This window comes from Endozoicomonas sp. 2B-B, assembly GCF_053470045.1.
Map to the genome: position 1 here is coordinate 5,024,231 of NZ_JBLZMU010000001.1, position 22,846 is coordinate 5,047,076.

At 48.3% G+C, this 22,846-nt stretch carries 11 protein-coding genes and 2 pseudogenes; 6 read left to right on the forward strand and 7 right to left on the reverse strand.

The genetic code is table 11. The features are described from left to right. Positions 1-11 precede the first annotated feature (11 nt). Positions 12-5,681, forward strand: a complete 5,670-nt coding sequence (locus ACOMHB_RS18895) for a hypothetical protein (protein WP_448217783.1) — start codon at positions 12-14, stop codon at positions 5,679-5,681. Between the two features lie 160 nt (positions 5,682-5,841). Here ACOMHB_RS18895 and ACOMHB_RS18900 read toward each other — a convergent pair whose 3' ends face one another. Both ACOMHB_RS18900 and ACOMHB_RS18905 read right to left on the reverse strand, forming a co-directional pair. Beyond that, the gene (locus tag ACOMHB_RS18900) at positions 5,842-6,348 is read right to left on the reverse strand and encodes a hypothetical protein (protein ID WP_448217784.1); all 507 of its coding nucleotides are present in this window, start codon (positions 6,346-6,348) and stop codon (positions 5,842-5,844) included. 2 nt (positions 6,349-6,350) lie between these two features. Further along, a complete protein-coding gene (locus ACOMHB_RS18905) occupies positions 6,351-7,358 on the reverse strand; it encodes an AAA family ATPase (RefSeq protein WP_448217785.1) in 1,008 nt (335 codons plus the stop codon). 32 nt (positions 7,359-7,390) lie between these two features. Between ACOMHB_RS18905 and ACOMHB_RS18910 the strand changes: the two genes are divergently transcribed. Further along, positions 7,391-7,558: a hypothetical protein gene (locus ACOMHB_RS18910; RefSeq protein ID WP_448218684.1), complete on the forward strand. Its 168-nt coding sequence runs from the start codon at positions 7,391-7,393 to the stop codon at positions 7,556-7,558. 206 nt (positions 7,559-7,764) lie between these two features. On the opposite strand, the gene ACOMHB_RS18915 is transcribed toward ACOMHB_RS18910, so the two are convergent. From ACOMHB_RS18915 to ACOMHB_RS18925, 3 genes are all read right to left on the reverse strand, one after another. Beyond that, entirely contained in the window at positions 7,765-8,655 is an 891-nt protein-coding gene (locus ACOMHB_RS18915; protein ID WP_422413905.1) for a nucleotidyl transferase AbiEii/AbiGii toxin family protein, read from the reverse strand. Between the two features lies 1 nt (position 8,656). Further along, complete coding sequence (gene abiEi, locus ACOMHB_RS18920; protein ID WP_422134649.1) at positions 8,657-9,181, reverse strand: type IV toxin-antitoxin system AbiEi family antitoxin; 525 nt, start codon at positions 9,179-9,181, stop codon at positions 8,657-8,659. Positions 9,182-9,471: 290 nt separating this feature from the next. After that, positions 9,472-10,362: an ankyrin repeat domain-containing protein gene (locus ACOMHB_RS18925; protein WP_448217786.1), complete on the reverse strand. Its 891-nt coding sequence runs from the start codon at positions 10,360-10,362 to the stop codon at positions 9,472-9,474. A gap of 97 nt (positions 10,363-10,459) precedes the next feature. Here ACOMHB_RS18925 and ACOMHB_RS18930 point away from each other — a divergent pair. Then, positions 10,460-10,993 (forward strand): annotated as a pseudogene (locus ACOMHB_RS18930) (DUF4277 domain-containing protein); the annotation flags it as partial. A gap of 49 nt (positions 10,994-11,042) precedes the next feature. Here ACOMHB_RS18930 and ACOMHB_RS18935 read toward each other — a convergent pair. Together ACOMHB_RS18935 and ACOMHB_RS18940 are read right to left on the reverse strand one after the other, a co-directional pair. Then, a pseudogene (locus ACOMHB_RS18935) lies at positions 11,043-11,984 on the reverse strand (AAA family ATPase); the annotation flags it as partial. Then, the gene (locus ACOMHB_RS18940; protein WP_448217787.1) at positions 11,981-12,106 is read right to left on the reverse strand and encodes a hypothetical protein; all 126 of its coding nucleotides are present in this window, start codon (positions 12,104-12,106) and stop codon (positions 11,981-11,983) included. The pseudogene ACOMHB_RS18935 and the gene ACOMHB_RS18940, both read right to left, overlap by 4 nt. Positions 12,107-12,575: 469 nt before the next feature. Between ACOMHB_RS18940 and ACOMHB_RS18945 the strand changes: the two genes are divergently transcribed. The 3 genes from ACOMHB_RS18945 to ACOMHB_RS18955 all read left to right on the forward strand — a co-directional run bounded on the left by ACOMHB_RS18945 (position 12,576) and on the right by ACOMHB_RS18955 (position 22,671). After that, on the forward strand, positions 12,576-18,467 hold the full coding sequence (locus tag ACOMHB_RS18945; RefSeq protein WP_448217788.1) for a coiled-coil domain-containing protein: 5,892 nt from the start codon (positions 12,576-12,578) through the stop codon (positions 18,465-18,467). A gap of 168 nt (positions 18,468-18,635) precedes the next feature. Further along, the gene (locus tag ACOMHB_RS18950; protein ID WP_448217789.1) at positions 18,636-19,142 is read left to right on the forward strand and encodes a hypothetical protein; all 507 of its coding nucleotides are present in this window, start codon (positions 18,636-18,638) and stop codon (positions 19,140-19,142) included. Then, positions 19,120-22,671 carry a hypothetical protein gene (locus ACOMHB_RS18955; protein ID WP_448217790.1) on the forward strand — a complete coding sequence of 1,184 codons (3,552 nt, stop codon included), beginning with the start codon at positions 19,120-19,122 and terminating at the stop codon, positions 22,669-22,671. Before ACOMHB_RS18950 ends, ACOMHB_RS18955 begins: the two co-directional genes overlap by 23 nt. Positions 22,672-22,846 lie beyond the last annotated feature (175 nt).

Here is a 22,846-nt window from a genome sequence, read left to right on the forward strand (position 1 = left end):
GAGGTATTGGAATGACGAATGCTCGCCCCAGGGCTTTAAGCCTTGCAGTAGCCATTGCCATCAGCTCTTCGATCATTGCCACACAGACACTGGCCGATCGGAAGCTGCGGACAAAATCTATCAATATTCTGGTCAATGGACATATGGAGTTTACCCACAGTGAAGCCATGGTTCGGCCAACTTTAGACCCTGACCAGCAGCCAATACCCAAATCCTGTACAACCACCTACATTGCCCTGGCTGCAGACAAGGAGAACCAGGTCCTTCCTGCCGTAAGCTTTACACAAGTTCTTTCTTTTGTTGATGGCGTCATGTCCATTGTTGATCTGTTTGAAACAGACGAGAATGACGTGGCTCAGAAATACACCAAAGTACTGAAGGTAGGTGATGAGGGAGTCTTCAGGTTCACCCATAACCTTGAAGAAAAGGAGCTGGTCATTGAAGTCAGAGCCGGAATGACCGATCAGGATTCTGTTGAGGCGGTTCGTGCTGGATTCCCCTGGCCACTTCACGGCGCCCAATCATTAGAGCCCTTAACGAAAATCGCCAACCCCTTTCGACTCAATGATTTGCTGAATACTGTCTATGACAGAACAGGAAATCTCGGCACCAGCGATCACTATGTTGCCCTTGCCACCATTGAAGTAGAAAAAGTTGCAGTGAACGGGCGCACCTTCATGCGTCATATTGCTTCGAAAGATCAGCCCCCTGAACTGCGGCGCCTGGGTCAATCACTCTTTGTCAATGACGATGTTCTCCTGGCAGCTGCCACCTCTGCCTATATCCATGTTCATGTCCTGGGAGAGGAGTTACAACAGCAGGCTCTTAATAAACTGTTAGCACACAGCAAACCCGTCGGCTACGTTGTACATGTCGTGGATGACAAGCAGGTTTATCCTGTGCCTGCGGGTTATCCAAAGCTGGAAGTAGCAGAAGTTCCGGGGAAGATGATTGTTTTCCATGGACAGAAGCTGAACCCCCATGAAATCGTTTTTGTAGAAAACCTCTATGAGCTATGGAATGAAGTTGAGGGTCATACCCACGCCGCCGCATTGGTAACACAGGTTAAAAAATATAAGGCCAAAAGCTACCGGTACGCCATTCGAAGCATGCAGATGGCAATACTGGAGGAGTTTGTTGCGCGACACGGTGCTGAGCTGCCGACGACGCTCACAAACGAAGACAAACCGGCAATGCATGCGCTTGTTTACTACGAATATCTCCAGCAGGCATTAGCCAGTGCGACTCCCGATCATACGATTTTTGCCAGTGAATTTGAATTCACACTGGAACACATAAGAGTCGCTTCGTCGGTCATCACCTCACCCTGGGTGCATACTCAACTGGTAAAACACTTCGGTTTCAAACCTGTACTCAGAAACCTTCTGATTAACCCACATTTTGCCAGGAATATTCAGAATTCTGTACCCGTTATCAACGATATCAACCAGGTGCAGACCGGTTCTCGTGGTAACGACAAAAAGTTTGCTGCCAAAGTCATAAGAGATATGACCAGACAGCTGCTTGAAAAACTGGAGGAACTACAGGCAGAAGAAGAGGAACTCGTCCAACTTCATAACAACTTACGGCGCACAACAGAGAGAGCGAATGTCAGTCAGAAGGAAAAACTGAGAGCACAGCAGCGCTATCGGGAAGTTGAGGAGGAGCTTGCAAGGGTTCAAATCGAGCTGGAAGATCTGGAAAATCAGGAACTGAAAATTCTGCAGCAAGTTCAACGAATCCCGGAGCTGGAAAAACAAGTTCGTAATATCAGGGCAGAAGCCACAAACGCAGTTAACACTCAAATGGCCGCAGAGCTTGGTATTGATAACTGGGATGATGCCCAGCCACCAGAAGAACAAGCCAGGCTCATCAGAATGAAAATTTATGAAATCAAACAATGGGTGGCGGCAGGAAGATCCAGTCTGGAAACTCTGACGGCAGAACTGGCCGTCATTGAAGGCCAGTTCGGTATTATCCCGGTGGATGAAAACGATGTCGATGCCCGCTATCAGACCATTCAACAGCATATGCAACAAATGCCAGACCCATCTGATGGCGCAGCCTACCTGAAACTGGCGCGCATTGAAAATCGGCTCAATCTGGCACCAGATAACGAAGCTGATCTGGTAGCACGTCACCAGGCCATTCTTGATCGGTTACAACGGCATCTTCTGGCCACCAGCACAGTGGCTGCAATAAAAAGCCAATATAAAACCTTTGCCGTACATTTAAATGTTGAGGATTTTGATGTCGATGCAGATATTGACTTTCAGCAAAAAAGCTTGCTCCAAAGAATTAAGACAATGGCTGTCCAAGAACAATTTCTGCTTCAAAAACTTAAGACAATGGAGAGTTACGAAGACATCATTTACGAGAATCATGAGTCTTTGGCTGAGAAAACCCAGAAATTGAGCAATCAACAATATCTGGAGAATTCTTACACCAGGGCCAGAAAAGATGCTCTGGCAGCGGTACTTGGTAAAGAGCTGAGTCCAGACAACACACCAGAAAACCGTGACCTTCTGGAATCAACAGTCAATGCCAAGCTCTTCGAGCTTGTAGAGCTGAAAAAAGAACTGGATGACATCAAAAACCCCGCCCCCCCCAAAGTCATGCCTGAAGTACTTGGGAAACTCAGAGCCGTGGAAAGCGCCCTGAAGATGGATCTCTTCTCTGTAGAAGACGATGCTTATCTCCGACGCCAGGCGATTTCTGATGTTATGCAAACCCATATCAAAGAAGCCAGACAACGATCGGAAGAAGAGGCCCTGAAGATACTGGAAGCCTTAGAAGAATTATTCAACATCAAAATCAATGAAGGTGATGACAAAACTGCAAGATTAGACCAGGTTCGTATAAAACTTGCTGGCGATCAGATTTCGGAATACATGCTGGACCAGATGGATAAAGTCCTTTGGGAAGATGGCAGCACAGCTTCGGAGAAGATGGTGGCCAGGGTCAGACTCAACAATATTCGTGAGCGTCTTACCTTTAAAGTCGAAGAGTCGGATAAACGAGCCGAAGTAAAACAGGCATTTTATCTAATGGCTATAGAAGAAGAGCTAAAAATCGACCCTTATAAAAGCTTTACTGCTATGGAAAAAGGCATGGCTTTAACCACTAAGCTGGCCGATGATCTGGGGGTAGAATTTGAAAAGGATCTCAGCCTGTTTCAGCGCAGGCGTGATCTATGTATCAAAACTTTTGTACTGATGGATAAGGTAAACGAAGACTATGAAGATGAAAATGTCAAAAGACTCAGAAACAATGAAATGGCTCATCAACTCAACATTGAAGACTATAAAGTTCATGCCCCTGTTGAGGAACAGAACAGTCTGATTACAGAAAAACTCATACAGCTTAATGAAGCTGCTTTCAGAGGGGGTCGGCCTGATGTTAATGAGCGTATCTCATTCATTGAGAATGAGCTTGACAGGCAAATAGCGCGCCTGGGACCTAAACCCCGATACGTTCTTGAGCGTGAGCTGGCCATCGCGAAACGAGTATTAGAAGAAGCTGAACGTAAGCTGTCGGTCCGGGAACAGGCCCGTCTGGAAGATGACATTAGAACCAGGGAATCAGACATTGAGAAAATGAAGGAAGTCCTGAGTAATGCCGGGAAAGCCGTCGAAAATAATCCTGGTCCCTTCCAGTACACGCCGAAACAGGCAGAAGTTCGTGACGCTATCCAGACATTCGCGCAGCAGCACGCTCTCAATAAACAAGCTCTGGAAGCCGCATTTGCTCTGGCAGAATCAGCAGCAAAAAGCGGTAACACAATACCCAGTCTTACAAGTTTCGATTTTGACAACGAATTTGCACCGATTCGCATGCAGGCACTGGTAGGTGACGAACTGACGTTTGCCCAGGCCAGTCGACTTGTGGAACTCTTCAAGCGCCTGAAAACGAGTTCTCTGACGGCCCTGGAAGAAGTTCAGATTCTGGTGCACAGAGCCAGGAATGAGATAAAAACCGGAGCACAAGAATACGACGACGAAATTTACGGCATGGGTAAAACAGCCCTTCACTTCGTCGAGCATGAACCAAAGGACCAGAAAGGCTTCTCGGAATATTTCGCTGCCCATTCTGCCAGTGGCAACAAGATCATAGCTCTGCTGCGTGAAGGTCTGATCAGTAAGGTTGAACTTGAGAACTACATGAAAGCCGTCAGAGGGGTCGACGGTTATCAGACAGTGGACGAATTTGAGCACTTCCTTGATTATAAACACGGCATCAGGGTGCCTGAGTTCAAAAAGGTTGTACAAATGCTGTCCGACAAGGGTGTTGAGCAGTTCATGCAGGCTGTCTTGACTCCTGAGACCCTGACTGCCAATGGCCCGGCAGGTATGAAAGAGTCGGTTGCTGGCATGAAAGAGTACGCAGCTGCTGTTATCGCCAACTATGTTCTTGACGATATTGCCTTTGACAATGGCCGCAGAACAGCAGCATTCCTGGCCAACGTTCAGGATACCCTGACACCTTATGCCAATGCTGTTGGAATATCTGAATCAGAACTGATCAAGGCTGTCCATGACACATTGATGCAGGCCCATGCCGCAGCGGTTGAGCAGCAGCTAAAGGAGTACTGGGTTAAACCTTCAGCCTTTCTGGTACAGGCTGTCACCTGGTACTACTCCAGCTACAAACCTCTTCTGATAGATCGTAGCGCCTGGCAGGCTGCCGGGCTGTCCCTGTCAAACATGTCCTTTCTCTATCTTCTGGACCTGACCAACAGGGGCGATTATCTGCACAGAATGCTCACACCTTTCCAGCACTGGTTGGAACACTGCGGTGCTGATCTTGACCGAACTGACCAATATGCCTACCACAGCAGAATTGAACAAATCTCTGAATTGGGCGGACTGGCCATGCCACTCGGCAAGGCCGCTTCTGCAGTCATTCTGCTGAAAACCGGCTCCATGTTGTTTGCCAGACAGCACAACGCCAACCCTCAAATGTATCGCAGCATTTTCCGTCTGGTGCCGGAAATAGTGAAATCCATGGGTTCCCGACAAGGGATTCAGGTACCGCTGCTGCACAGGGTGACACCACAAACAGTGAAAACGCTGGCCTCCGCCGCAGCTGGTCTGGTGCTGGGTCCGGTAGCCATCACCGGTACATACGTCCATAGCCTTTTATCAGGGTTTACCTATACCCAAACATTCGCATTCGCGCTGGCGTCGAGTCTTACTTTCGACTTCTTTATGAACGACAACAAGATGCTCACTCAATGGCTGGGTGGACCTTTGGGTCGCAGTCTGGACAAAATCAATCGCTGGATAGGCATGGGCGAAACAGACGATGAATATGGAAAACGTACCGCTGTTGCTTCGCCTCAACGCTTCACTGAAACCGATGAAGACTATGCAAACCGTGTTAAAGCAAGCAACAGTTCGCACGGCTGGACCCGACACGAAAATTACCTGCAGTTCCGTGAACGCCGGGATCGCACCATGAAGCTATTCGAGAATAGCTGGGAGAAATACTTCAGGGAAAATGTACCTACATGGTCATTTTCCCATGCAGAAAGTATTCCTTACTCCTACACTCTGGGAGCCTTCTACAAGTGGCGACAGGGCGATGATCAGATAGCTCCTGTTCATGATAACAGAGGTATCTCTCAACCAAGCTTTCTGACTGTTGACTCAGGCGCTCAGTCTGAAACTGAGCAGAAGTGAGATTACTCAGCTGAAGTGCCTTCATGATGGAGGGTGTTGCGAAATCCCGGCCAGCCGTGCGGAACCACTCTAAACAGAGGTGTTCTAGTTGACCTTCGGTCATCATAAGAAAGTTCGCAGAAGAACGGGGCAAGTCACCCCGAAAAAATGGAAAAAAATGTTATTGGCAGAGGGCTTTTCTTTGAGCGATGTCCCGATTTAAAACTTGAATATTGGCTTCCTTAATATTCCAGACTTTTAAAAACCAGGTTGAAAACTTCTTTCTAAGCTTATCAGTAAGGCCGGGTAAAAACATCGGTGGCACGCCCGGAATGACCAGTACAAGCTGAATGGTCAAACCCGACCAATCAGAGTTTTTAAATTCTGCAGGCAGTTCCTTATTGATCGGCTGATAACGTCCGGCCAGCCCCAAAACAGCGAGTTGCAAAGAGTTATAGAGTTTTTCATAAATCGCTTGCAACTCAGCTTCAAACGCCTCTTTGCTTTTCTGTTCATTTGGGAACGTTGTCTTTGCTTCCAACACCCATAAGTTATTACCAGCGTCGATGTAAAGAAACTCGGCCTTTTTTATCCCTTCACCAACGCCAATGGCTCCCTGAGCATTCTCAATACGATAACAACGGTCATCCTCAAAACAGAACGACAAACCGGATTCTGTAAACTCCAAGATCAGGCTACCCCTATTTCCTGCTCAAACAGTCGAATGGATTCGTTGATGATTTCGTTATCGGGCATACCCTCATTCAGAGAGGTTTGCTGCCACTGTCCATCGGTGCAAATCATGACCGGGATGTCCATCTCTTCTCGCTGCGCCATGATGTAGAGCTTTTTCACCACAAAATAGGAGTGACTGGCGATGAAAAACTGTACGCCCAGTCTGGCAAGGGCATCAATAATATTAAACAGCTTGGTAATGGCTGTCGGGTGCAATGCTGACTCAGGTTCGTCGATAAAGATGATGGAATTTTCTGTGAGGAATCCGTTGCGGATTAAAGTATCCAGAATACCAATCTTCTTCACGCCTTCAGCCGTGGCATTGATGGAGTAGCGAGCTTTTTTATGCTTGTAAAACCAATCACTGCGCTGGCGATCATACTCGATACGACCGCCATCAAACATTGACTCAAGCTGCTGGCTGGTTTGAGAGAGGGCTGAATTGGATTTGTCGGCGGGCATCTGTTTCTGCAAGGCGACAACCAGATCAGAGTAAGTGCTATCAAAGCCGAACACCCGATCCTGATAGGCCAACTGGAAAATAATTTTATCCAGCGACAGCACTTCCTTGGGCGGCAAAAAAATTGAATTGGCACTGCGACGCTCAGAAATTTCTACATCGACTTGCTTGGTTGTGTCCGGGCCAAAACCGAAAGTAATCGGCGGCAGGTCTTTCAGGGTTACGGAAGCTGAAAGTTTTTTGCTTTTCCCTTTGGTGACAATATCCCCAAGTTTATCCGGTTGAAACGTCCAGTAGAGCTTTTCACTCAATACCTCGGATGCTGAGCGGCGATCATCGCCCCGTCCGGTTTCTTCCAGAGTGCGCACGGCAGCGTAGAGTGCCTTCATCAGCCAGGTTTTGCCAGAGCTGTTAGGCCCGATAATCAGGTTGATCTGACCAAGGTTTTCTGCAGTGCCCTTTTCCAGCGGCCCGAGGTTATTAAACTCAAACGCCTGTATCATTTTGTTATCCACTTTTTGCGGCGACAGAGGCAATGGTTCCTGAGACTGAGGTAGACTACCACCTCTACAGGAACGCTTCCTGCATTGAGCATATCACTTTCTGGTGGGTTTGCCTTGGTTGGGGAAAAGCCCTGCCAGAACCCAACAGCAAGATGGGTATTTTTCTGTTTCCAGGGGCTGAGTGTATTAACGGTCAATAATCAGGAGGAACATGTGATTGGCTTGAAGGAAAGGCAGTGGACGATCGTTCAAATTTTGGGCATTTTTTACGAGTCCATGTATTCCTGATAGGGGTGGTGAAAGGCGGTTATATGGATGTCCTGTTTCACTTCTGAGAACCAGCAATGTTCAAAAGGCCGGTATGACTGTCAGAATTAAGAGTTGAGTATTTTAATGAGCAGTAATGTCAAAGGCTCATGTCAAACTTGTTACGGGGCTCGTCGCCATCAAGAAGAAGCTTAGCCATGGACTTGATCTCGTTCTGGATGTAATCCCAATACTCCGGATTGTCGAGTGTTCTCTGCTTTATGCTTTCAGGAACAAAGCGACTTATCTCAGTATTGAAATTAATGCGTACCTCATCGTCTTTTAATATTTTGGTTACTTGGTTGCTGAGCATTTCCATGAAGTCTTTCCTGTTTTTTTCTCTTGCTTCCAGTTTTTTATTGACTAGCTCTGCAGAGACATCAATTCCTTTTTGTTTTATCCAAACGATATCCCAGACATCACGAGGTTTTATGTGTCTGGCCCGATAGGCCAGAGCAATAAACTTGTCCGCCAACGTCTCTTCGAGAGACTGGACCGGTACCAGCAGGCCTTCGGTGGGCGTCACAATATTGTAGTGATTGATCAGGGGTCTTTTTTTCGCGTCAAACGAGGGAATGGCGCAGATGTCTATGTGCATTTTCTGCCTTGGCAGATCAGGCCGGTTGGCCTCCTTCTCTATGCTGATTTTCCACGACGACGTGTCGCCCTGCTCATCTTGGTCAGGCTTGTTGACCCAAACGTTGGTCTCGTACTTGTTCTGGATGAATTGTTGGATTTCGGTTTCCAGCCCGTCAAAGTCGGAGGGCTTGAAATCAAGCCCTCCATTAAAATCCAGATCTTCCGACAAACGGGAGCTGTTATGGCACATCCTGAGTGATGTGCCCCCTATGAAGGTGAGTGACTGCATAGCCCCTTGCTTAACCAGCACGTGCACAATGTCGTGATGAAGAATTTCCTTCTCGATCACTGGCGTGATGGCTGCATATTCCGGATTTGCTTCCACGATTCTTTTTAGTTGTTCCTTTAGCACATTAGCTCTCCAGCATATGGGTATTTCTTTTGCAGTTCTTTAGGTCTTTGATGGCTTGCGAGGATTGTGCCCTGTACATGCCAACAGATTCATCAAAATACAGGTTTGGTGCAATATTTCTGATAGTTTTTTTTGAGTGAGTGAATTCAATGACGCCATAGGGTGTTGAGAAGGTGCCGCTGCGGCCTTTCGTCACAATCGTCAGCCTTCCCATGGGTATTTGAGAGATGTCCCCAGTATGACTAAGTTGACTCTCAAGGCTTATGTAGCTTATGACATTGGCGCGAAGTTTTTTCGCTATCTTATAGATCGCAGTCGTTGGGTCTGGAGGCGTCAACGTGCTCTCAAACACGCCTTTGGCGACCCTGCGTATCAAGCCTTTTTTTGCACAAACAGTGAGAAACTTGGTGAACGCGGGAGTGAGTCTCTCGCCAACCATATAGGCTAACTCTGCCGCTGTGTTGATACCACCTCCCGCTTTGGTTGACTCTGATAGTGCAGCAACTAGTCTATCTTTCTTGGTCATAAAGGTCTACATATTGTTACCTATAATGTAATTTATTGTAGACCTGCATTTGATTTTGTCAAAGAGAAAAAATAAGGACATCCATAAAATTCGCGCCGAACCAGAATCTTCAATCGGGCTCGAAAAAAAAATGAGGACATCCAAAAAGAGAAAAAATGAGGACATCCAAAAAGAGAAAAAATAAGGACATCCAAATAAAGAAAAATAAGGACATCCAAACAGAAAAATAAGGACATCCATAAAATTCCCATCTCAAAAGCTCAGAAGATGGGAACGCCTGAAAGCCGTGTTTACAGGATAATACAATACCCTTCATTTGTTCCCTTCGCCGCCCCGGCCTCGGTAAGGGCTTCCGCGCAGTCATTGTTGCCCATTTCAGTTGCGACGGACAGCGGGGTGGTGCCATCCGACAAGGCGGCGTTGAGATCCGCCCCAGCCTTGATCAGGAGTCTCACGCAATCGATGTTATTTTGTTGAGCAGCTATGAACAGAGGGGTGTCGCCATCCGAAGTCCGAGGGATGTTGAGATCCGTCCCGGCGTTGATCAGGAGTTCCACGCATTCGGTATTGCCTTTCGCAGCGGCGGCGAACAGTGGGGTGGCGCCATCCGAAGTCCGAGGGATGTTGGGATCCACCTCGGCGTTGATCAGTATTTTTACACAGTCGATATAGCCAGTCACAGCAGCTAAGAACAGCGGGGTGGCGCCATCCTCATCCCGAGCAGTGTTGACGTCTGCGCTGGCGTTGACCAGACGTTCGACGACGTCAGTTTGCCCCTCGCGGGATGCCAACATCAAGGCAGTGAGACCATTATTCATAACGGCATTAACATTGACACCTTCTGCCAGTGACTTCTCCACCTGATCCAAATCCCCGTCAGAACAGGCATCATAAAATGTCCAATCGGGGAAAAATGTATCCGGGTGAGATTCACTGGTGTTCTCATTCACCACAGGCATCGGGTCTTTCCGACACATTGCGCAGCGACGTGAGCCGATGGGCTGATCAACAAAACACCTCGAAATACAGTCCAGATCGAAGCGATGGCCGCAACATTGGGTTTTGACGACCACAGGCGCTACATAACGGTCATGGAAGTGAGCTAAACAAATAGGACAGGGATCGGCTTCCAGTGTCCATGGGGAGAGGGTAGCGAGCAATGCCACATACAAGAAGAACATCTGTGTTGGTCAATAAGTAGTGTGGGTTGGATACAAAAAAAGCAATGGTAGTACATTTGTATCTGCCTTTCACCACACCGATTGATATCTGCCTAAAATCTGTTGTCAAAGAAATAAACAGACATTCAGGTACACCAACAAGCCTCAAGCCCAATACCAGTCTAAGAACCTCAACCACCTTGGCTTGGGTGCCGCTACGTGTCGGGAGTTAAAGATAGCCGAATACATTGATGCCCGTATCACAAATGACTCCGATGTTCGTAATGTCACTATTGGACAAGCTGTAGTCGCAATGATCATCAATGGCTTGGGCTTTACGGGGCAAACTCTGTACATGCTCCCTGAGTTTTTTGAGGATAAGCCGATTGACCGCCTTATCGGGGAAGGTACACAGGCTGAACACTTGAACGACAAGGTACTTGGTCAGGCTCACGACAGTTTGTACGACGCTGGTGTTAGCGACTTGTATCTCAACAAAAAGCGCGGACTTAGTGAACGGAAAACACTGTCCCGAAAGATGCAAAAGCAGTCATTGAAAGAGGCCCGTGATCTGGAGAAGCTGAGCAAAAAGGCCTTTTTGTGCCGGGACGATGCATTGAAGGCTTTTGCCTTGTGGCAGAAACAATCGTTACCTGGCCACCCTGTTCGGCATAACTGCAAAACTCCTCCGCCAGCTCCACCAACAGGCTAGGGTAGAGCTGGTTTTCCGGCTCCTCGACACAGAGCAATGGATGGGGCGACGGGTCGTTCAGCAACAGCAAATAAGCGAACATCTTGATGGTGCCATCGGAGACATAACGAGCCACAAACGGGTCTTTAAAGCTGCCATCCTGAAATTTCAGGACAATGCGCCCATCGTCAGTTTCTACTGCCTGTACATCTTCAACTCCCGGCACCCGCTGTTTCATTTTATCCAGTACATGCTGGAAAATATCCGGGGGTTGCTCGTAGAGGTACTGGGCCACCAGCGCGGCATTTTCCCCTCGGGGCGATAAATGCTCTGCATAGCCAGCGTCCCGTGCCTGGCGGGCATCGCTGATATGAAAATCGGAGACATGCCAGTTTTCAATAAGCTGGCGAAAGGCATTGGCCGCCCGGAATCGCTGAAATTGCCCGAGTCCTTTTACGGCCAGAATATCCGGACTATCCAGCGTCTGCTCTTCCCGTTCCAGCTCTGAATCGGCTTTATTAAAGTCTTCTTCATTGAGAATGGCGTAACCGCGACCTCTCCGGAAATCCAGAAAATGAAACGGTGAACCCTGACTGCCCCGCTTATAACGGAGTACCTCCCGGGCAACAATAGGCCGACCTTTGTCCTGTCGAATTTCCAACAGATAAGTCACCAGTCGATCAACGCCGCCAATGGGTAAGCGAAACTGCAGGGTAAACTCGATAGGCTGATCAATACCACCACGGGTGGCGACTTCCCGAAACCCGCCCCGTTTCTGAAGGGCGGTGCGGACATTACCGTGCAGGGCATCCCTGAGAAAACCAAACACATCAAACAGGGTGGTTTTACCGCTGCCATTGGCGCCGACAAACACGCACATGCCGGGCAGTTTTTTCAGCTCCACATGCTGAAAAACCTTGTAGTTTTTGATTGTCAGGGACTCAAGCTTCATCCGGCGGCTTCCGTCAGTGGCTGTTGTTGTGATCGTTGTCCTTCCAGAGTATCACTTTCTGGCGAGTTTGCCTTGGTTGGAGTGGTGTCGGGTAGAGTCAGTTTTTCAGGGGAGGTATGCATTCCCGCGCAGAGCACGAGAACGAGTTGAAAAATAGGCCTGAACGGTCATTTTCCCATGCAGAAAGTATTCTTTACTCCTACACTCTTGGAGCCTTCTACAAGTGGTAAAAGGGCGATAATAAGAAAGCTCCTGTTCATGATAACAAAGGTATCTCTCAACCAGGCTTTTTAACGACCGCCTCAGGCGCTCAGCCTGAAACTGATCAGAAGTGAGGCAAGTGCGAAATCCCCGGTGAATTAATTACACGTCAAGTAATGACCAGCAATACTGAACCAGTGCCCCATGAAACACCGGTGATGGTTCCAGGCTTAACGTTTCCTTCTGAGACCACATAGGTTTCTCTGGTAAAAGAACCTGAAGCTGCTCTAACAAGCGATTAACAGCCATGATTAATTAGAAGTCGCTTTCTCGCCCGGTTTGGCAATCACTATATACGGTAGTGGAAGTACTCTGCCCTGAGGTAATAGAATGACAAACACTCGCCCCAATGTATTAAGCCTTGCTGTAACCGTTGCAATCAGTTCTTCTATTATTGCTTCACAAGCATTGGCCGAGCGAAGGCTGCAGACAAAATCTGTCGATATTACCGGCACTGGACATGCGGAGTTTACCCATAGTGAGGTCATGGTTCAGCCAACCTTGGGTGATGACCTGCAGCCAATACCCAAATCCTGCACAACCACCTACCCCGATCAGACTCAGGCCAGAGCTGGCTATGACGTTCCCTCTGAAGGATTCACAGACGTTCTTTCGGGCATCGACGGAGGTGTTTCCACTGTTGATCTGTTTGAAACAGACAAGAATGACGTTGCCCGGAAATACACCAAAGTCCTCAAGGTTGGTAATGAAGGGATCTTCAAGTTCACTCACAACCTTGCAGAGGAACGACTGGTCATTGAGGTCAGAGACAAAATGACCCATCAGGATTCCATTGCAGCTGTACACGCTCGATTAGACGACAACCGGATATTAGAACCGTTAACGAAAGTTGCCAGCCCCGAACATCTGGCGGCAGTTCTGAAAGGGGCGAATGAAAGAGCAGGAAACCTGGGCGAAGTTGATGACTATGCTGTCCTTGCCACTCTTCAAGCAGGAGAAGTGGAGGTGAACGGGCGCACCTTCATGCGTCTTATTGCTGCAGGCGACCAGCCTCCTGAACTGCAACGTCTGGGTCAATCGCTTTTCGTCAATGATGAAGTGCTTTTAGCAGCAGCCACCTCTGCCTATGTCCAGGTTCACGTTCTGGGTGAGGGTCTGCAACAGGAAGTACTGAATAAGCTGTTTTCATACCATAAACCCGTCGGCTATGTAGTACACACTGGGGATGATACGCAGACTTATCCTGTACCTGCAGGTTATCCAAAACTGCAAGTGACTGAGGCTCCGGGAGAGATTGTTGTTTTCCATGGCCAGAAGCAGAATCCAACCGATATCGCTTTTGTGGAAGGACTCTTTGACATCGTGGATAAAGCTGATGCTAATCCCCCCGTTACTGAATTATCAACACAGATTAAAAAAGACAAAGTCAAAAACTACCAGTACGTTATTCGCAGCAGGCAGATGGAACTGCTGGAGAAGTTAGTTGCGCGGCTCGATATTACAGTAAACAAAGCTCAACCGATGAGGTTTGCATTGGAAGATCAGGTGGCGACACTTGTGCTTGCATTCTATGAAACTCTCCAGCAAGCATTGACCAGTGCTACTGCAGATCAGGCAGATGAATTTAATTTTTCAATAGAACACTTCAGAGTCGCTGCGTCTCTCATTACGCCAGCCTGGATGCATAATCAACTCGCAAAACACTTCAGCTTCAAACCCGCACTGAGAGATCTTCTGACTAACCAGCATTTTGTTCAAAATTTTCTGAACCTTTTACCCGCTGCCTATGTATTAAAGACCGATGTTTCTCACGAAGGAGAACTTTTTGCTTCCAGAGTCTTGAGCGACATAGCCAGACAACTGATTGAGAGGGAAAACAAGCTGCAAGAGCTGCTGCAAAATGAAATCGAACTCACCCGGGTTAGAAATCAGTTAAAGCTCACATCGGAGAAAGCCATTAAAAGTGAAAGGCAAAAGCGCATAGCACTTCAATTTAAGCAGCTGGCTGATAAGGAGCTTGATCAGCTTGTTAATGCAATGGAAGAACAGCAAAAACAAATACGGAAACTTCGGGAGGAAGTTGCACGAATCCCGGAGCTGGAACAAGAAGTTGCTAATGTCAGAGCAGAAGTCATAAAGGCCCGCAACACTGAACTGGCAACAGAGCCTGGTATTGAAAACCTGGACGAAACCCAGCCACCAGCAGGACAGACTGAGGAAGATTCTGTAGCGGTTCCGAAAATACTTGAGACACTGAGAGCTGTGGAAAAAGCCCTTGAGATGATGGGCCTTACTCAAGATGACGATGTGTATCTTCGTCGCCAGTACATTTCAAACAACCTACAGATGTACATCAGAGACCACAGACAACTGGCAGAAGAAAAGGCCCTGGACGTACTGGAAGTCGCAGAAGAAAAGCTCAACCTCCAGGTCAATGACAAGAATGATAAAACAACAGGAATCAGAGAAGATACGTCGCTGACAGAGCAAGAGAACCTGGACATACTGACAGCCTTGGAAGAAACCTCCAATATGAAAGTCAGTAAAGAGGATGGCATAGAAAAAAGGCTCGCCAGAATTTTTATAATACTTGACAAGGTTGATCTCTCAAATGAGGTACTGAATGAGATACTGGATGGGATAGATATCATCCTCTGGATGCATGAAAGAAAAATTCATCCAGACGCTAAAGATATCAAACGTAACAGGCTTCTTGCTCACCTTCACTATAAACTGGAAGACCCTGACCCGGATATGCCAGCCGGAGAACAAGGGACCGATCTGCTGCCAGCCGTAGAAAAAATACTCAACATCAAACTCAATGAAGAGAATGACAAAGCAGCAAGAATTGCCCGGGTTTGCAGCCTGCTTTACGACGACGATGTCTCAGAAGCTATGCTGGATCAGATAAGTCAGACCCTCTGGAAAGATGACAGCACAGCTCTGAACGAGAGGGATCTCAATCTCAGCAAGCTTCGGGCAATTCTCGAATATAGAGTCGAAGATTCGTCCCTGGATAAGCAAACCATAGAAAAACAGGCAAGTTTGCTTGCCGCCATAGAGGACAAGCTGAACATCGACATGAGCAAAAGCTCTGCTGTTAAAGAAAGAGGCAAGACTTTCACTGTCAAACTGGCAAAAGTTCTGGATGTAGCATTTGACATGGATGACGACCTGTCTGATCAGAAAGATATCCTGAGAACCAAAATTCAGGAATTAATCGAAAAATCAGACGCTCTCTACGACGATGAAGCTGCCAGAAGAGCCTGGAACAATAAAATAGCTCATCAACTTAACATTGAGGATTATCAAGAAGATGCCTCTATCGAAAACCAGAACAGTGTGATTGAAACAAAACTCCGACAGCTGGAAAAAGAACTTCTCAATGCGGGCCAGCCTGACATCAATGAGCGTATCACAGCTATTGAAAATGAGCTTGACAAGCATATGGCCCGCCTGGGACCTAAACCCCGATTCGTCCTTGATCGTGAGCTAGCCGTCGCCAGACGGGTACTACAAAAAGCTGAAAGTGAGCTTACAGAGGTTCATCGCAAACTGAGAGGTCTGGCTCGCAAACCAGTTATATTTGATTTACGGGATGAGGCTGATAGCGCTATTACCATTAGAGCCAACGTACAGACTTCTGGCGGGGACGAAACTGATCAATTCGATGAAACCTTGGGGGAACTGCCTCTCATCAGGAAAAAGTACGCTCAAATTACGGAATTCCTGCATGAGCACCACAAAAAAAGTATGGAAGTGACCTATGCACGGCATGAAGAGAGGAATGCACAAGAACACCTGGATCTTAAAAAACAGGAGATGATCCATTCTGAAAATATTGATGAGAAGGCTAAAGCCTTACAAGAGAACGAAATAGCTCGCCTGGATTTAGCCCTGAAGCAAAAAAGTGATGCCGTTTCAAAAGCACAAGAGGTTCTGAGGGATTATCATAAGGCAGCTCTTAACGCTATTGAAGAAGCCATGGGTCTTAAACCTGACTTTACTGACAGCAGTGAACAACGGGTTAATGCCCTGAGAAACCATCAGGCAGAACTGGGCGGGCATGATGGTAACGGCGGCAAAATCCAGCAACTGACTCAGGAACAGGCCCGCCTGGAAGGTGAGATTAAAACCAGGGAAGCAGACATTGCAAGAATGAAGGAAGACCTGAATGTTGCAGAGCAAGCCGTGGAAAATGATGGCGGTCTCTTTCAGTTTACGCCCAGACAGGTAAGAGTTCTGACCCGTATACAAGACTTCATGCAGCAGCACACTCTCAAGAGACAAGCGCTTGAAGCCGCCATAGGTCTGACAGAATTAGCAGTGAAAAGCGGTAAGCCAAAACTCCAGTTCACGACGTTCAATTTTGACGATGAACTTGCGCCTTTTCACCTGCAGGGACTGGTCGGAGACGGTCTGGCAGTTGGTCAGGCCAATCGGATTGTGAAAGTCTTCAGGAGCCTGAAGAAGACCTTTCCGGCCCTCCATAACTTTCCGGCTCACCCTGAGCCTTTAGAATTTCAGCCTCCGATAGTCCTGACAAAAATTCAGTGGCTGGTGAACGATGCCCGGGATGAGCTGCAAAACGGGGCTCAAGAATACGACCAAGTCATTAGCGGCATGGGCGAAATAGCCATGCACTTCGTCGAGCATGAAGCAAAGGACCAGGAAGGCTTCCCGGAATACTTCGCTAACCGTTATGCCAGTAGTAACAGGATCACAGCTCTGGTTCGTGAAGGTCTGATCAGCAAGGTTGAACTTGAGAACCACATGAAGGCCGTCAGAGGTGTCGATGGTTATCAGACAGTGGAAGAATTTGAGCACTTCCTTGGCTATAAACACGGCGTCAATCTGCCTCACTTGAATGCCGTTATCCTGATGCTGTCCGACAAGGGTGCTGAGGAATTTATGCAGATTGCCTTTACTCCTGTCACCGTCACTGCAACGGGCCCGGCAGGTATGAAAGAGTCGGTTGCTGGTATGAAAGAGTTCGCAGCTGCTGTCATCGCCAACTACGTTCTTGACGATATTGCCTTTGACAATGGCCGCAGGACGGCTGCATTTCTGACCCATGTTCAGAATACCCTGACACCTTATGCCAATGCCGCTGGCCTGTCTGAATCAGACCTGATCATGGCTCTCAATGATACACTGATGCAGGCACATGCTGCAGCCCTTGAGCACCAGCTGACTGATTACTGGGTCAAACCTTCAGCCTCTCTGGTACAGGCTGTCACCTGGTACTTCTCCAGCTACAAACCTCTATTGGTGACCCGTACCGCTCTGGAGGCTGCCAGGCTGTCCCTGACAAACATGTGGTACCTCTATCTTCTGGATCTGACCCACCGGGGTGATTACCTGCACCGGATGCTGACACCTTTCCAGCACTGGCTGGAACATTACGGTGTTGACCTTGACCGAAGACGGCAATATGCCTCCCACACCAGCATTGAACAAATCTCTGAAGTGGGCGGACTGGCCATGCCCCTGGGCAAGGCCGCTTCTTCAGTCATTCTGCTGCAAACCGGCTCTATGCTGTTTGCCAGACAATACAATGCCAACCCACACAGCTATCGCAGCCTTTCCCGTCTGGTGCCCGAAATAGTGAAATCCATGGGTTCCGGACAAGGGGTTCAGGTACCGCTGCTAAACAGGGTAACACCCGAAAAAGTAAAAACGCTGGCCTCTGCCGCAGCCGCTCTGGTGCTGGGTCCGGTAGCTACTGTGGGAGCATACGCCCACGGCCTTATATCCGGATTCACCTATGCTCAAACCTTCGGATTGGCCCTGGCGTCGAGTCTCACTTTCGACTTCTTTATGAACGACAACAAGATGCTCACTCAGTGGCTGGGTGGACCTGTGGGCCGCAGTCTTGACAATGTGAAGCGCTGGAGATGCGCGATAAAAACGCGAAATAAGTGCGCGAAACCCAAGGCAATTGCTTTACCTCAACGCTTCAATGAAACCGATGAAGAGTATGTAAACCGTGTTAATGCAAAAAACACGGTGCATGGCTGGACGCGGCACGAGAATTACCTGCAGTTCCGTGAACGCCGTGATCGCACCATGAAACTGTCTGAGAAAAGCTGGGAGAAATACTTTAGGGACAATGTGCCTAAATGGTCATTCTCCCACGCACAAAGTATTCCCTACTCTTACACCCTGGGTGTCTTCTACGATCGGAAGGCGGCAGCAACTGATCATGACGTTGAGAAGTTCGATCCAGATAAAAATAAGAACACCCGCAACGAACTCTGATGAAAGGGATAAGCTTACCGGATTTGCCGCAATGAACTAGATTCTCTCAACGGCTTATCGAAACAGCCATGAGCGATTAACAGCCATGAGCAATTAGCAGCCGTTTCACCGCCCAAGGTGTAAGTCACTTGCCACAGTAATAAAAATACTCAGCTATAAGGTAGTAGAATGACAAATGCCCGCCCCAATGCATTAAGTCTTGCAGTGGCCGTTGCAATCAGTTCTTCCATCATTAGTTCACAGGCACTGGCCGATCGCAAGTTGCAGATAAAAGCTGCCAATATACCGGGCAATGGACATGTGGAGATGACCCTGAGTGAGGTCAGGGTTCAGCCAACTTCAGGGGATGACCAGCAACCAATACCCAAATCCATCACCTACCCTGCTCAGCCTCCTGACAGGTTTAGCCATCACTTTAATTCTGTGGGCTTTACGGAAGCTCTTGCTGACGCTCTTGAGGACGTTTCTGTTGTTGATGTGTTTGCAACAGACGAGAATGACGTTGCTCAGAAATACACCAAAGTCCTGAAAATGGGTGACGATGGCATCTTCAGGTTTACCCATAACCTTGCAGAAAACGAACTGGTCATAAAAGTCAGAAGCTACCAGTACGTCATACGAAGCAAGCAGATGGCTCTGCTGGAGGAGGTTATTGCACGACACGGGTGGATTTAACAATGACCAACCGCCGACGATGACAAACGAAGACAGGGAGGCGATGCATGCATTTGGATACTATGAATTTCTTCAGCAGGCATTGGTCAGTGCCACTCCTGCTGCAGCGGCTCGAACGAATCAATTTGGGCTCACACTGGAACACATCAGGCTCACTTCATTAGCCATTACGCCAACCTGGCAGCAGATTCAACTGGCAAAATACTTCAGCTTCAAACCCATGCTCAGAGATAGTCTGACTGAACAGCATTTTGTTAAGAGTATTCTGAATCATCTACCCTCTGTTGACGCCTCACAAAGAAATGCCCTTCGCAACGACGACCCGTTTCTGTCCAAAGTCCTGAGCGATATGACCCAACAGCTGATTGAATGGGAAAGCTCACTGGCAGAGAATCTGGCAACAAAAGGCGAACTCATCCAGGTCAGAAAGCAGTTAAAGCTCATAACGGAGAAAGACATCAGAACACCCGTTGACCCAGAAGCCATGCCTGAAGTCATTGAAAAACTGACTGCCGTGGAAAAAGCCCTGGCGATGAATATCCTCGGTAGAGAGGACGATTTGTACTACCGTCGTGAAGCCATTTCCGGGGAAATTCAGAGATACATCACAAAAGTCAGTCAACAGGCAGAGGGAGAGGCACTGAAAGACGCGAATGAGCGAGCCATAAGACAACAAAAAGCGATACTAAAAACGTTAGAGGACAGGCTGAACATCGACATTAGCGAAAACTCTGCTGCTAAAAAAAGAGGCAATAGTTTCACTGACAAACTGGCAAAAGATCTGCATGCAGCATTTGACATGGATGACGACCTGTCTGATCAGAAAAATACCCTGAGAACCAACATTCAGGAATTAATCGAAAAATCAGAGGCACTCTTCGACGATGAAGCTGCCAGAAGAGCCTGGAACAATGAAATAGCTCAGCAACTCAACATTGAGGATTATAAAGCAGATGACCCTATCGAAAACCAGAACAGTGTGATTGCAACAAAACTCCGACAGCTGGACAAAGAAATGATCAATGAGGATCAACCTGAGGTTAATGATCGTATCGCCGGCATTGAGAATGAACTTGACAGGCAAATGGCCCGGCTGGGACCCAAACCCCGATATGTTCTTGAACGTGAGCTAGCCAGAGCCAGACAAGCAATACAAAAAAGTGAAAGTTGGCTGGAAAGAATGGATGAAGTCCTGAGGACAGCAGAGGAAGCCATCGAAAATAACGTCGGTCCATTCCAGTTCTCGCCGAGACAAGCCAACGTTCTGGCCGATATGGGCACCTTCACGCAGCAGCACTCTCTCAAACAACAGGCTCTGGATGCCGCACTGGGTCTGGCAGAATCAGCATTAAACAGCGGTAAGGTAATACCAGACCTTACGACTTTCGATTTTGACGATGAATTTGCACCGATTCGCTTGCAGGCACTGGCCGGAGACGAACTGACGTTTAATCAGGCCAGTCGGATTGTAGAAGTCTTCAAGAACCTGAAGAAGATTTTTCCGCTCACCCCTGTCGTACCTATGGAAGATCGGCCTCCTGCCGTGGCTAAAAAGCAACAGTCTCTGGATGCTGCACTGGGTCAGGTAGAGTCAGCAATCAACACCGGTAAGACAATACCCAACCTTGCGACTTTCGATTTTGACGATGAATTTGCACCACTTGGCCTGCAGGCGCTGGTGAGGGACGATCTGACATTTGATCGGGCCGGTCAGATTGTGGAAGTCTTCAAAAATCTGAAAACGAGCTTCCCTGCCGAGCCTCTGGAAGATCAGCCTCAGAATGTCATTGAACAAGTCCAGGCTCTGGCAGACAGAGCCTGGAATGAGATGAAAACCGGGGCTAAACAATACGACGACGAAATTCACAGCATGGGCAGAAGAGCCATTCACTTCGTCGGGCATGAACCAAAGGACCTGAAAGACTTCTCGGAATACTTCGAGGCCCATTCTGCCAGCGGTAACAGGATAATGGCTCTACTGCGGGAAGGTCTGATCAGCAAAATTGAACTTGAGAACTACATGAAAGCTGTCAGAGTTGTCGATGGTCATCAGACAGTGGATGAATTTGAACACTTCCTTGGCTACAAACACGGCATCCATATGACTGAGTTCAGGAAAGTTGTCCAGATGCTGTCGGATCAGGGTGCTGAGGAATTCATGCAGAGTGCCTTCACTCCTGTAGCCGCTACTGCAACTGGCCCGGCAGGTATGAAAGAGTCGGTTGTCGGCATGACAGAGTACGCAGCTGCAGTCATCGCCAACTACGTTCTTGATGATATTGCCTTTGACAATGGCCGCAGGACGGCAGCGTTTCTGGCCAATGCTCAGGAGACCCTGACCCCCTACGCCAATGCTGTCGGGATGTCTGAATCAGACCTGATCAAGATTGTCCATGACACATTGATGCAGGCTCATGCTGCGGCGGTTGAGCGGCAGCTGTCGGATTACTGGATCAAACCTTCAGCCTTCCTGGTACAGGCTGTCACCTGGTATTACTCCAGCTACAAACCACTGCTGGTGAGCACTAACGCTCGGCGGGCTGCCGAGCTATCCCTCTCAAACATGTCGTTCCTCTATCTGCTGGACCTGACCAACAGGGGTGATTATCTGCACAGAATGCTCACACCTTTCCAGCACTGGCTGGAACGCTACGGCGTTGACCTTGACCGAACCGGCCAATATGCCTATCACTGCGGCATTGAACAAATCTCTGAAGTGGGCGGACTGGCCATGCCACTGGGCAAAGCCGCTTCATCAGTCATTCTGTTAAAAACCGGCTCTGCGCTGTTTGCCAGACAGTACAATGCCAACCCACACAGGTATCGCAGCATTTCCCGTCTGGTGCCGGAAATAGTGAAATCCATGGGTTCCGCGCAAGGGGTTCAGGTACCGCTGCTGAACAGGGTGAGACCACAAAAAGTAAAAACGCTGGCCTCTGCCACAGCCGGTCTGGTGCTGGGTCCGGTAGCCACTGTCGGAGCATACGCCCAGGGTCTTATATCCGGGTTCACCTATGCTCAAACCTTTGGCTTTGCTCTGGCGTCCGGTCTCACTTTCGACTTCTTCATGAACGACAACAAGATGCTCACTCAATGGCTGGGTGGACCTCTGGGTCGTAGCCTTGACAGGATTAATCGCTGGCGCGGCGTCGGTGAAACCCAGGATGAATATCTGAAACGTACGACCATTGCGACACCTCAACGCTATAGTGAAACCGAAGAAGAGTACGCAAGCCGCGTTAAGACAGACGACACTGTGTATGGCTGGACTCGACACGAAAACTACCTGCAGTTCCGTGAACGCCGTGATCGAACCATGAAACTGTTCGAGAATAGCTGGGAGAAATACTTCAGGGAAAATGTGCCCAAATGGTCGTTCTCCCATGCAGAAAGTATTCCTTATTCCTACACTCTGGGTGCCTTTTTTGAGTCGGGGACCGCAGAGCCTGAGCAACCTTCCGCAACCGTGAAAGCAGCACCGGTTGGGGGAGGTATGCATTCCCACGCAGAGCGTAGGAACGAGTTGTAATTTCACTGGCATTGAACTTTGCCACGTGAATTAAATTCGCTTAACAGCTAGCGGATTTGCCACTGTGAACTAAATTCTCTCAACAGCTTACCGGAACAGCCATGAGCGATTGACAGCCAAGAGCCTTTGTAAGCTGTTTCCTCGCCAGGTGTGGCAAACACTTTTCAATGTAATC